The following is an 11,277-nucleotide window of genomic DNA, read 5'->3' as shown; positions in this document are numbered from 1 at the left end:
GTCACCCGATCGAGATCGAAGGGCGCGATGCCCCCCCCCCCCCCCCCCCCCACTTTTTCTAGAGCTATTACATGTCACATTTGGGTATTTCAAACCGGGGGGGTTCCATGCGCCAAAATCTGCCTGTCACCCAACGTGAATACAGCTTCAACGGCCGTCAGACCCTGCTGTCCACCACCGACCCGAAGGGCCGCATCACCTACGCCAACAGCGCGTTCGTGGCGGTCAGTGGTTTCACGGCCGAGGAGCTGCAGGGCCAGCCGCACAACATCGTGCGCCATCCGGACATGCCGCCCGAGGCTTTTGCCGACTTGTGGGCCACCATCAAGGCGGGCGAGTCGTGGACGGCGCTGGTGAAAAACCGCCGCAAGGACGGCGACCACTACTGGGTGCGCGCCAATGCCACGCCGCGCGTGCGCGACGGGCAGGTGGTGGGCTATGTGTCGGTGCGTACCGCGCCCACGCGCGCCGAAATCGACGCCGCCGAGGCGCTGTATCGCCGCTTTCGCGAGGGGCAGGCGCGCGGGCTGGCGTTTTACCGCGGCCTGATCGTGCACACCGGCTGGGGCGCGTGGCGCAGCGTCTTTCAAAAACTCTCCACCGGCGCGCGCGTGGCGCTAGCCGTGTGGGGGGCGGCCCTGCTGCCGGTGCTGACCGGGGCCGCCATGGCGCTGCGCGGCGGCGACTGGGCGGCCGAGGCGGCGGTGGCCGGCGCGGCGTTGTTGGCGGCGGCGGTGGCGCACGCCTTTTTGCACGCACAAATCGTGCGGCCGCTGGCCGCCATCCGGCAGCGCGCGCAGGCGGTAGCCAGCGGTTCACCGGCCGACAGCCTGCATCTGAATCGGGTCGATGACATCGGCATGATCATGCGCTCGATCAACCAGGCCGGGCTCAATTTGCGCGCGCTCACCGATGACGTCTCGTTGCAAGCGGGCAACCTGGGCGCGGTGGCCGAACAAATCGCGCAAGGCAACGCGGACCTGTCGGCACGCACCGAATCCAACGCCGCCAGCCTGGAGCAGACCGCCGCCTCGATGGAGGAGCTCACCGCCACCGTCCGCCACAACGCCGATAGCGCCCACCAAGCCAGCGCACTGGCGGCCGAAGCCAGCGGTGCGGCCACCGCCGGCGGGCAGGTGGTGCAGACCGTGGTGCAGACCATGGAGCGCATCACGGCCAGCTCGCAGCGCATCGAGCAGATCGTCGCCGTCATCGACGGTATCGCCTTTCAAACGAATATCTTGGCCCTGAACGCGGCGGTGGAGGCAGCGCGCGCGGGCGAGGCCGGACGCGGCTTTGCGGTGGTGGCCGGCGAAGTGCGCTCGCTGGCGCAGCGCAGTGCGGCGGCGGCCAAGGAAATCAAGGGGCTCATTCAGTCCAGCGTGGAAGAGGTGCGCGGTGGCGCGGCGCAGGTGGGCGAGGCCGGCGCGCGCATGGCCGAGATCGTGCAGCAGGTGCAGCGCGTCACGCAGCTGGTCAATGAAATCGCCTCGGCCAGCGCGGAGCAATCGAGCGGTGTGTCGCAGATCGGCGAGGCGATTGCGCTGCTGGACCGCAATACGCAAAACAACGCTGCGCTGGTGGAGGAAATGGCCGCAGCCTCGCGCAGCCTGCACGCGCAAGCCGAACGCCTGGCCGAGGCCGTGGCCGTGTGGCGCGGCGCAGCGGCCTGAGGGGGGCTGCCATGTCATCATCGCTGCCAGGGCGCCCGCCCCTGCCGACGTCGCCCCCGCAGTGGGCCCGCTCGGTGGGTGAAACGCTGCGGCAGTCGCTGGACACGCTGGCGCGTGGGGTGTTCGACAATGCCCCGGACGGCATCCTGGTGGTCGATCGGCAAGGGCGCTTGTTGGCGGTCAACCCGGCACTGCAGCGGCTGGCCGGCTACCGTGAGGACGAATTGCGCGGACAGCCGCTGGACCTGCTGTTGCCGCTGCCAGCGCGCGCCACACACGCCCAGCGCGTGCACGCCTTTTTCGACGCGCCCCACCCGCGCCCGATGGGGCGCGTGCCGAATTTGATGCTGCGCCGTGCCGACGGCAGCTTGGTGCCGGTGGACGTGGCGCTGGGCGTGGCCATGTGGCATGACGAGCCCTGCGCCGTCGCTTTCGTGCGTGACGTCACCGAGCAGCGGCGGCTGATCGTGGAGTTGTCGAATCTGGCTGCGCACGATGTGCTGACCGGCCTGCTCAATCGCAGTCAATTACTTACACAGCTGCGGACGGCGGTGGCCGCAGCGCCACGGCCACACTGCGGCGCTGTTGTTGCTCGACTTGGACGACTTCAAAGGCATCAACGACTCCTACGGCCATCCGGTGGGCGATCGCGTGCTGCAGCAGGTTGCCGCCCGCCTGCGCGAGTCCTTGCGCAGCGACGGTTTGGCGCTGCACTACCAGCCCCAGGTGGATGTGCGCAGCGGCACGGTGTTGGGTGTGGAAGCGTTGCTGCGCTGGACCGATGCCGAGCTGGGCGTGGTCCCGCCAGCGCGCTTCATTCCGGTGGCGGAGGCTACGGGTCTGATCCTGCCGCTGGGCGACTGGGTGCTGCGTGAGGCGTGCCGCCAATTACGGGCCTGGGCCGATCAGGGGCTGCACATCCGGGTCGCGGTCAATTTATCGCCCCAGCAATTTCGCCAGCCGGCGTTGGTGGCGCAGGTGCGCGATCTGCTGCAAGGCTATGGTGTGGCGCCGCAGCAACTGGAGCTGGAGATTACCGAGTCCCAGGCCATGGGCGATGCCGAGCAGGCGCGCCGCACCGTGGCGGCGCTGGCCGATTTGGGGGTGTGCATCGCGCTGGATGATTTCGGCACCGGCCATTCGTCGCTGGCGGTGCTCAAGCAGCTGCCGGTGCAGCGGCTCAAGATCGATCGCAGCTTCGTGCGCCACATCCCGGACGACAGCACGGATGCCGCCGTGGTGCGCGGTATGCTTGCGCTGGCGCGTACCCTGCGCTTGGAGGCGGTGGCCGAGGGTGTGGAGACCGCCGCCCAGCTGGCCTTTTTGCGCCGCTGTCGCTGCCCGGTTTTTCAGGGGTGGTTGTACGCACCGGCGCTGCCTGCGCAGGCGGTGTTGGCCCAACTCCATCCCGTGACGGGCGCGCAAGTGTAGCCTTGCGATGTCTAGGCGCTCGATCGAAGGTGTAACAAGCAGCGTGGGCGACACTTCGAGCCGCGCCTGGTGGATGCTTTTTTGGACGAGCTGCCGCAGATGCTGGAAATCCGGGCCCGTTGGTCCGAGTCGGCTACGCCGCAGGCGGCGTGAGCTCCGCGGAGGTCACGGGGGCCGCCGCGCCGGCGGTGGCCTCGCCGTCTGGTCGCCAAATGGCCCAGCGGTTGCGGCCAGCGCGTTTGGCGGCGTACATGGCGTGGTCGGCCTGTTGCAGCAGGGTCGCTGCATCCACCGCAGGGGTTTGTGGGTAGAACGTGACCCCGATGCTGGCCGACACCCGCAGCGTGCCGGCTTCGTCGTCGAACGGCGTGGCCGCAGCGTGCAAGATGCGCTCTAGCAGCGGCTCGACGTCGGTGGGGCGCGCCAGGTCCGGCAACACCAGCACGAATTCGTCGCCGCCCAGCCGCGCCACGGTGTCCACTTCCCGCGTGCACTGGCGCAGGCGTTGCGCCAGCGCCACCAGCAAGCGGTCGCCGGCGGCGTGTCCGTAGGTGTCGTTGACCGGCTTGAAGCCATCCAAGTCCAGCATCACCACGGCCAGGTGGGTGCCGTTGCGCTGGCTGCGGGCCAGCGCCTGCTCCAGGCGGTCCTGCAGCAGCACGCGGTTGCCCAAGCCGGTGAGGGGGTCGAACAGCGCGGCGCGCCGCAGTTCGGCTTCGTTGGCCTTGCGCGCGGTGATGTCATGGAACAAGCCAACGTAGGCTTCGACGCTGCCGCCGGGCCCGCGCACGGCGCTGATCGACATCCAGTTGGCCATCAGCGAGCCGTCGCGGCGACGGTTCCAGATTTCGCCGCTCCAAAAACCCTGGCTGTGCAGAGCCTGCCACAGGTCGCGAAAGAAGGCGCGGTCGTGTCGCCCGGAGGCCAGCACGGCTGGCGTGCGGCCCAGCACCTCGTCGGCGGTGTAGCCGGTCAGGCGGGTGAAGGCGTCGTTGACGCGCACGATGCGCTGTTGCAGGTCGGTGACCAGGATGGCCTCCTGGGTGTGGTTGAACACTTGGTCTGCCAGCGCCAAGGCTTGCTGCTGTGCCCGCTCGGCGCTGACGTCCAGTGCGATGCCCGCGGCGCGCTGCGGGTGCCCGGCCTCGTCGCGCGCCACCACCTGACCCCGCAGCCGCACCGTGATCCAGCGACCGTCGCGGTGCTGCAGCCGCACTTCGCACTCCAGCAGCGGTCGCTGTCCGCTGACGTGGCGCGCCCAGGCCTGCTCCCACAACGTGCGGTCGGCCGGGTGGAGCAGCGCCGACCAGCGGCGACCGTCCAGTTGGGGCAGCGTCACCCCGTCGTAGCCGAGCATGGCGCGCCAGCGGTCGTTGACTTCGATGCAGTCGGTTTGCAGGTCCCAGTCCCACGTGGCCAGGGCGGTGCCGTGCACCAGGTGCTGCAGGCGTTGGCGGGCGCTGGCGAGTTTGCGCAAGGTTTCGTGTTCGCGCTGTAAAGCGGCGCGCGCGGTGTGTTCGGCGTCGCGAGCGCGTCCGGCTTCTAGTGCCAAGAAGCGGGTCTGACGCCGCAACAAAATGGCCAATACCGCGACGCTGGTGGCCAGCAGCACCGCGGCGATCAGCAGCGCCTGCCGTTGCCGCTGGGCGGCGTCGGCGCGCGCCCGTTCGGCTTGTACGGCCTGCTCGAGCTGCTCGTGGTAGCGAACCTGTTCATGGGTACTGAGCCACTGCGGCGACACATCACGAATGAAGGAAAGCAGCAGCGTGCGTTCACCCAATCGATAGGGCACCGAATGCACTTCCACCTGACGGATGGAACCGCCGGCCAGGCGGTGCGGGAAAATGAAGCTGTTGCGCTGTTGTTGGGCGGCGCGCAGGCGCTCGGCCAACACCTGTTCGGCCGTGAGTTGGTTGATCGACTGGATCGTGCGCTGGCGCAATTCGAGTACCGAGTAGCCGTAAAAGGCTGCTGCGGCATCGTTGGCGTCGACAATGGTGCCGCTGTCGGGGTCGATCCACAACATCGGCACGCCTTGCTGGCGATACACCTCGCCAAAGGAGAGCCGATCCGCTGGCGACACTGGAGTGGCTTGCGCCGGCGTGGTGGGTCCGCCAGTGCCAAACCAAATCCCGCCTGCCAGCGCAAGCACCAACAGTGCATAAGCCCCAAGGGCGATCCGGCGCACCCGCGGGCTCGCCGCTGTCTTCCCCGCTGCCGGTATCACTCGCTCTTGGTTTTGCAGGTGTTGATGCCAAAGATGGCGTAGGGCGGGCACCAGCCGATCAACCCGGTGGCCAGTGGCAGGATGCCGATGTATCCCCACATGCCAATGGCCCCAGTGGCCGCAGCGGCAATGAGCGCGATGCCGATGACGATTCGAAGGATGCGGTCGATGCCGCCCACGTTACGTGTCATGTCCAAACCTCCTCGAAGGGTGTTGTGATCGGGTGTCGCGATACCCTGCACTGTACGACGAAAGTACGTGGCTGTCGACGGCCGCCGGCAACCTTCCAGGGGCATGGCCGCGCGGTGAGCACGCTGGCGGCGAACGTGGGACAATCGACACCTTGTCCTGGAGAGGGCCGCGCCTGTCGTGGGTGGCGGTCCGTCGTCGCTGGAGCGTGGGGTCATGCTGTATCCGCAGGAGTTCGATGTCATCGTCGTCGGGGGCGGGCACGCCGGTACCGAGGCCGCCTTGGCCGCGGCACGCATGGGCTGTCGCACCCTGTTGCTCACCCACAACATCGAAACCCTGGGACAGATGAGCTGCAACCCCAGCATCGGCGGCATCGGCAAAGGCCATTTGGTCAAGGAGGTGGACGCGCTGGGTGGCGCGATGGCGCTGGCCACGGATGAAGCGGGGATTCAGTTTCGCATCCTCAATGCCAGCAAGGGCCCGGCGGTGCGCGCCACACGGGCGCAAGCCGACCGCAAGCTGTACAAGGCGGCGATTCGCCGCCGGCTGGAGAATCAGCCCAATCTGTGGCTTTTCCAGCAGGCGGTGGACGATCTGATGCTGGAGGGGGACCGCGTGGTGGGGGCGGTGACGCAGATCGGTGTGCGGTTTCGCGCGCGTGCGGTGGTGTTGACCGCTGGCACCTTTTTGGACGGCAAGATTCACGTCGGCCTGGCGCACTACAGCGGCGGGCGCGCGGGCGACCCGCCAGCGGTGCGCTTGTCGGCCCGTTTGAAGGAGCTCAAGCTGCCGCAGGGGCGGCTGAAGACCGGCACGCCGCCGCGGTTGGACGGGCGCACCATCGATTGGTCGCGCTGCACGGTGCAGCCCGGTGACGGTATGCCGGGGTCGGAGACCGAGGGCCAGCCGGTACCGGTGTTCAGCTTCATGGGACGGCCCGAAATGCACCCTGCGCAGGTGCCGTGCTGGGTCACGCACACCAACGCGCGCACGCACGAGATCATCCGCAGCGGCTTCGACCGAAGCCCGATGTTCACCGGCAAGATCGAAGGGGTGGGCCCGCGCTACTGCCCCAGCGTCGAAGACAAGATCAACCGTTTCGCCGACAAGGACAGTCATCAGATCTTCCTGGAGCCGGAAGGGCTGGATACCCATGAGGTGTACCCGAACGGTATTTCGACCAGCTTGCCGTTCGATATCCAATATGCCATGGTGCGCTCGATTGCCGGTTTGGAAAACGCGCACATCCTGCGCCCAGGCTACGCCATCGAGTACGACTATTTCGATCCGCGCGCGCTGCGCTCGACCTTCGAGATCAAGGCCATCGGCGGGCTGTTTTTCGCTGGGCAGATCAACGGTACCACTGGCTACGAGGAGGCGGCGGCGCAGGGTTTGTACGCCGGTATCAACGCAGCGCTGCAGGTGCTGGGGCGCGAGCCATGGGTGCCGCGCCGCGACGAGGCCTATCTGGGTGTGTTGGTGGACGACCTGATCACCAAAGGCGTGACCGAGCCCTACCGCATGTTCACCAGCCGCGCCGAATTCCGCTTGCAGCTGCGTGAGGACAACGCCGATCTGCGGCTGACCGAGATCGGGCGCCGCCTGGGCTTGGTGGACGACGCACGCTGGGAGGCGTTTTGCCGCAAACGCGACGCCGTTTCACGTGAAACCGAACGGCTGAAATCGACCTGGGTCAACCCGCGCATCGTCTCGGCCGCCGAGGCCGAGCGGGTGTTGGGCAAGGCCATCGAGCACGAATACCGCCTGTTCGACCTGTTGCGCCGCCCCGGTGTCGGCTACGAGGCCTTGATGTCGTTGGAGGGTGGGCGCTGGTCCAGCACCGATGTTTCACGTGAAACCTTGGGCGCGCTGTACGCGCCGGTGGTGGAGCAGGTGGAAATTGGCGCCAAGTACGCGGGTTATATCGAGCGCCAGCGCGACGAAGTCGAGCGCGCCGCCAGTTACGAGCACCTGAAGCTGCCTCCCGACTTGGACTATATGCAGGTGGCTGCGTTGAGCATCGAGGTGCGGCAAAAGTTGCAGCAGCATCGGCCGGAAACCCTGGGGCAGGCGGCCCGCATCTCGGGCATTACGCCGGCGGCGATTTCCTTGTTGCTGATCCATTTGAAGCGCGGGCGTTTCAAGGGCTTTGGGGGTGAGGCGCTGGCGGCGGCCGCGGACGACGATACCGCGGCGGCGCGCGCAGCATGACGACCATGCAGCCCGCTGCCGCCGCGCTGCGCACCGGCCTGTCGGCGCTCGGCCTGGTGTTGCCCGAAGGGGCTGAAGCGCGTTTGCTGGCCTATCTGGACGCCCTGCAGCGCTGGAATCGGGTCTACAACCTCACGGCGCTGCGTGAGCCGGCGCAAATGCTGACGCATCATCTTTTGGATAGCTTGGCGGTGGTGGTGCCGTTGCGCCGCCAATCGGGGTTGCCCGCGTTGCCCGCTGTGACGATGCGGGCGCCGGCACGGCGGGTGTTGGACGTGGGTTCGGGAGGGGGATTGCCGGGGGTGGTGCTGGCCATCGCCTGCCCCGATCTGGAGGTGACCTGCGTCGATGCGGTGGCCAAGAAAGTTGCGTTCATCGAGCAAATCGCCGCCACCCTGCGGTTGCCCCATTTGCACGGCGTGCACGCACGGGTGCAGGCGCTGTCTGGGCCGTACGACGTGATCGTGTCGCGCGCGTTCGCCTCATTGGCCGATTTCACCGCCTGGTCGCGGCTGGCACTGGCGCCGGACGGGGTCTGGCTGGCGATGAAGGGTCGGGTACCGCAGGACGAAATCGCGGCCCTGCCGCCCACGGTGCATGTGTTTCACGTGGAACCATTGACGGTGCCGGGCCTGGATGCGCAGCGCTGTTTGGTGTGGATGCGGCCCGCGCCGGTCGAATCCCCGTAAACTCGCCACGTCCGCCAAAAACCACACGCCCGAGGTTCGATTCGCCCATGGCTGGCTTTGCTCGTCTTTCGCTTGTGCGCACCGCACTCTGCTTCACCCCGAGAGGGCAGACGCGACCTCTGTCCGGCGATCGCATCTGGGCTGGAGGCTGACGATGGCTCGCGTTTTTTGCGTCGCCAACCAAAAGGGCGGTGTGGGTAAGACCACTACCGCGGTGAACCTCGCCGCCGGGCTGGCCCAGGTGGGTCAGCGCGTGCTGATGGTCGATTTGGACCCGCAGGGCAATGCGACCATGGGTTCGGGCGTGGACAAGCGTACCCTGCGCCCCACGGTCTATGAGGTGCTGCTGGGAAGTGCGGCCGTGCCTGATGCGGCGCGCCGCAGCGAGGCGGCCGGCTACGATGTGCTGGGCGCCAACCGCGAATTGGCCGGCGCCGAGGTGGAGTTGGTGGAGCTGCCGCAGCGCGAGCACCGTCTGCGCCAGGCGCTGGCGGCCGTGCAGGGCGACTACGACTTCATATTGATAGACTGCCCGCCCTCGCTGAGCCTGCTCACCCTCAACGGATTGTGCGCAGCGCACGGTGTGATCGTGCCGATGCAATGCGAATATTTCGCTCTCGAGGGTCTGTCAGACCTGGTCAACAGCATCAAGCAGGTGCACGCCAACCTCAATCGCGATTTGAAGTTGATCGGCTTGCTGCGCGTGATGTTCGACACCCGCATCACGCTGCAGCAGCAAGTCAGCGAGCAACTGAAAGCGCATTTTGGCGATAAGGTGTTCGACACCGTGATTCCGCGCAACGTGCGCTTGGCCGAAGCGCCCAGCTACGGGCTGCCCGGCGTGGTGTTCGACCCGTCGGCGCGCGGTGCCAAGGCCTTCGTCGAATTCGCGCGCGAAATGGTGGTGCGCGTCGAGCGCATGTGAGGTCGGCTTGTTGACATGACGGTTCGCTGCCCTCTCGGGCCCAGGCGCTGTGCTACGTGCGCTGCGGGAGCAGGCCGCAGCCGTTCGACCCCGATGGGCGCCGCAACCCCTGAATGAGACACACCATGGTGAACAAAAAACCCAAAGGATTGGGCCGCGGCTTGGAAGCCCTGCTGGGGCCGGCGGTCGACGACGAGGCCGCGGCCGACGCGCCGCGCCGCTTGCCCCTGAGCGACATCGTGCCTGGCGCCTACCAGCCGCGCACGCGGATGGACGAAGGCGCCTTGTATGAGCTGGCCGAAAGCATCCGCGCCCAAGGCGTGATGCAACCGGTGCTGGTGCGCCGCCTGGCCGACGACGTGGGCGCGCAGCGCTTGGCCGCTTGGCACGCCAGCCCCGCTGGCCAGCCGTTTGCCCCTCTGCTGCCGCGTGGCGCGCGGCCGGTGTACGAAATCATCGCCGGGGAGCGGCGTTTCCGTGCGGCCCGCCTGGCTGGCCTGGAGGACATACCGGTGCTGGTGCGTGAGGTGGCCGACGAGGCCGCCGCCGCGATGGCGTTGATCGAAAATATCCAGCGCGAGGACCTGAACCCGCTGGAAGAAGCGCAGGGCCTGCAGCGCTTGATCCACGAATTCGGCCTGACGCATGAGCAGGCAGCGCAGGCGGTGGGGCGATCACGTAGTGCGGTGACCAATCTGCTGCGGCTGCTGCAGCTGGCCGAGCCGGTGCAGACCATGCTGCTGGCCGGTGATCTGGACATGGGGCACGCGCGCACCCTGCTGAGTCTGGACCGGGCGGTGCAGATCACCGCCGCGCACCAGATCGCGGCCAAGGGTCTGTCGGTGCGCGAGGCCGAGGCCCTGGCCAAACGGCTGGCAGCCGAGTTTGCGCTGACACCGCCACGGCCGAAGGCGGAAAAATCGCGCGACGTGCGCCGGGTGGAGGAGGAGTTGTCGGAGCTGCTGGCGGCGACGGTGGAGGTGCGCATCAAAAAGCGCGTCAAACGCCAAGGGCGGGTGCAGGAGCAGGGCGAGCTGGCGGTGGCTTTCGGTTCGCTGGACGAACTCAACGGCCTGATCGAGCGGTTGCGTGCGCTGCACGGATGAAGCGCGCTGCCCCTGCCTCCGCCCCCGACCGCTGGCCACTGCCGGCGTTGACGCTGTGGCTGGCGGCGTGGGCCGGCTTTGCGGCCCTGCGACTGGGTCTGCAGCGCCCGGTGGCCGAGGCCTTCGGTATCGTCGCCATCGTGGCCGTGGCCGTGGCCTTGCGCCACCGCGGCACCGCGATGCGGCGCATGGTGATGGCGCTTGGCTTTCCGTTGTCGTGGGTATTGGCCTCCGGGCTACTGCCGCTGCCGCCGTCGTGGGTGTGGGCGCTGTTGTTGCTGGGGGGACTGCTGCTGTATCCATGGCGGGCTTGGCGTGACGCGCCGCTATACCCCACCCCTGCCGGGGCGTTCGACGGCCTGCGCGAGCAGCTGTGGCTGCCACCGCGCGCGCGTATCCTGGATGCCGGCTGCGGTGTGGGCGACGGACTGCGGGCGCTGGAGCGCGCTTACCCCGACGCCGAACTGGCGGGGATCGAGCGCTCGTGGGTGCTGGCACTGCTGGCGCGCCAGCGCTGCCCACACGCCACGGTGCGGGTGGGCGATTTTTGGCAGGCCGACTGGTCGCCGTACGATGCGGTGTACCTGTTCCAGCGCCCGGAGACCATGCCGCGCGCTGCCGCCAAGGCCGAGCGCGAGCTGCGACCGGGCGCTTGGTTGCTGAGCCTGGAGTTCGACGTACCGGGCTGGACCCCGAGCGGCGTGTGGCGTTGCCCGGATGGGCGGACGTTGTGGCTGTATCAGCGCGGCAGCAACGGTGCACCCTTGGCCGCGTCTGCCTAGGGCAAGCGGCTGGTGCTGAGCCTGGGGTGACCAAACGGCTG

At 67.8% G+C, this 11,277-nt stretch carries 9 protein-coding genes and 1 pseudogene; 8 read left to right on the top strand and 2 right to left on the bottom strand.

Annotation, left to right across the window (positions count from 1 at the left end; all coding sequences use genetic code 11):
• Positions 1 to 107: 107 nt before the first annotated feature.
• From Tchar_RS03325 to Tchar_RS13705, 3 genes and pseudogenes are all read left to right on the top strand, one after another.
• Positions 108 to 1,673: a methyl-accepting chemotaxis protein gene (locus Tchar_RS03325; RefSeq protein ID WP_144327669.1), complete on the top strand. Its 1,566-nt coding sequence runs from the start codon at positions 108 to 110 to the stop codon at positions 1,671 to 1,673.
• An 11-nt stretch (positions 1,674 to 1,684) separates the two neighbouring features.
• Positions 1,685 to 2,074 (top strand): annotated as a pseudogene (locus tag Tchar_RS14285) (PAS domain S-box protein); the annotation flags it as partial.
• 184 nt (positions 2,075 to 2,258) lie between these two features.
• Entirely contained in the window at positions 2,259 to 3,104 is an 846-nt protein-coding gene (locus tag Tchar_RS13705) for a putative bifunctional diguanylate cyclase/phosphodiesterase (RefSeq protein ID WP_328592027.1), read from the top strand.
• Between the two features lie 133 nt (positions 3,105 to 3,237).
• Here the strand turns inward: Tchar_RS13705 and Tchar_RS03310 are convergent, their stop codons facing one another.
• Both Tchar_RS03310 and Tchar_RS03305 read right to left on the bottom strand, forming a co-directional pair.
• Complete coding sequence (locus Tchar_RS03310) at positions 3,238 to 5,130, bottom strand: sensor domain-containing protein (RefSeq protein ID WP_144327667.1); 1,893 nt, start codon at positions 5,128 to 5,130, stop codon at positions 3,238 to 3,240.
• A gap of 197 nt (positions 5,131 to 5,327) precedes the next feature.
• The gene (locus Tchar_RS03305; protein WP_144327666.1) at positions 5,328 to 5,522 is read right to left on the bottom strand and encodes a YgaP family membrane protein; all 195 of its coding nucleotides are present in this window, start codon (positions 5,520 to 5,522) and stop codon (positions 5,328 to 5,330) included.
• 214 nt (positions 5,523 to 5,736) lie between these two features.
• Here Tchar_RS03305 and mnmG point away from each other — a divergent pair, with 214 nt between their 5' ends.
• The 5 genes from mnmG (at position 5,737) to Tchar_RS03280 (ending at position 11,236) form a co-directional block, all read left to right on the top strand.
• Entirely contained in the window at positions 5,737 to 7,734 is a 1,998-nt protein-coding gene (gene mnmG, locus Tchar_RS03300; protein ID WP_144327665.1) for a tRNA uridine-5-carboxymethylaminomethyl(34) synthesis enzyme MnmG, read from the top strand.
• The gene (rsmG, locus tag Tchar_RS03295) at positions 7,731 to 8,423 is read left to right on the top strand and encodes a 16S rRNA (guanine(527)-N(7))-methyltransferase RsmG (protein ID WP_144327664.1); all 693 of its coding nucleotides are present in this window, start codon (positions 7,731 to 7,733) and stop codon (positions 8,421 to 8,423) included. The genes mnmG and rsmG overlap by 4 nt, the downstream gene beginning before the upstream one ends.
• A 154-nt stretch (positions 8,424 to 8,577) precedes the next feature.
• Positions 8,578 to 9,348 (top strand): ParA family protein, encoded by a 771-nt coding sequence (locus tag Tchar_RS03290; RefSeq protein ID WP_144327663.1) that lies wholly within the window; start codon positions 8,578 to 8,580, stop codon positions 9,346 to 9,348.
• Between the two features lie 125 nt (positions 9,349 to 9,473).
• The gene (locus tag Tchar_RS03285; protein ID WP_144327662.1) at positions 9,474 to 10,454 is read left to right on the top strand and encodes a ParB/RepB/Spo0J family partition protein; all 981 of its coding nucleotides are present in this window, start codon (positions 9,474 to 9,476) and stop codon (positions 10,452 to 10,454) included.
• Positions 10,451 to 11,236, top strand: a complete 786-nt coding sequence (locus Tchar_RS03280) for a class I SAM-dependent methyltransferase (protein WP_144327661.1) — start codon at positions 10,451 to 10,453, stop codon at positions 11,234 to 11,236. The genes Tchar_RS03285 and Tchar_RS03280 overlap by 4 nt, the downstream gene beginning before the upstream one ends.
• Positions 11,237 to 11,277 lie beyond the last annotated feature (41 nt).

This window comes from Tepidimonas charontis, assembly GCF_007556685.1.
GTDB lineage: Bacteria > Pseudomonadota > Gammaproteobacteria > Burkholderiales > Burkholderiaceae_C > Tepidimonas > Tepidimonas charontis.
Note: the sequence above shows the minus strand (reverse complement) of the source record. Positions and strands in the feature narration are given on the sequence as shown.

Coding starts and splice junctions, on each gene's coding strand:
- Tchar_RS03310 (WP_144327667.1), bottom strand. CDS start 5,130: ATGTTGTGGATCGACCCCGACAGCGGCACCATTGTCGACGCCAACGAT.
- Tchar_RS03290 (WP_144327663.1), top strand. CDS start 8,578: ATGGCTCGCGTTTTTTGCGTCGCCAACCAAAAGGGCGGTGTGGGTAAG.
- Tchar_RS03325 (WP_144327669.1), top strand. CDS start 108: ATGCGCCAAAATCTGCCTGTCACCCAACGTGAATACAGCTTCAACGGC.
- Tchar_RS03285 (WP_144327662.1), top strand. CDS start 9,474: ATGGTGAACAAAAAACCCAAAGGATTGGGCCGCGGCTTGGAAGCCCTG.
- rsmG (WP_144327664.1), top strand. CDS start 7,731: ATGACGACCATGCAGCCCGCTGCCGCCGCGCTGCGCACCGGCCTGTCG.
- mnmG (WP_144327665.1), top strand. CDS start 5,737: ATGCTGTATCCGCAGGAGTTCGATGTCATCGTCGTCGGGGGCGGGCAC.
- Tchar_RS03280 (WP_144327661.1), top strand. CDS start 10,451: ATGAAGCGCGCTGCCCCTGCCTCCGCCCCCGACCGCTGGCCACTGCCG.
- Tchar_RS03305 (WP_144327666.1), bottom strand. CDS start 5,522: ATGACACGTAACGTGGGCGGCATCGACCGCATCCTTCGAATCGTCATC.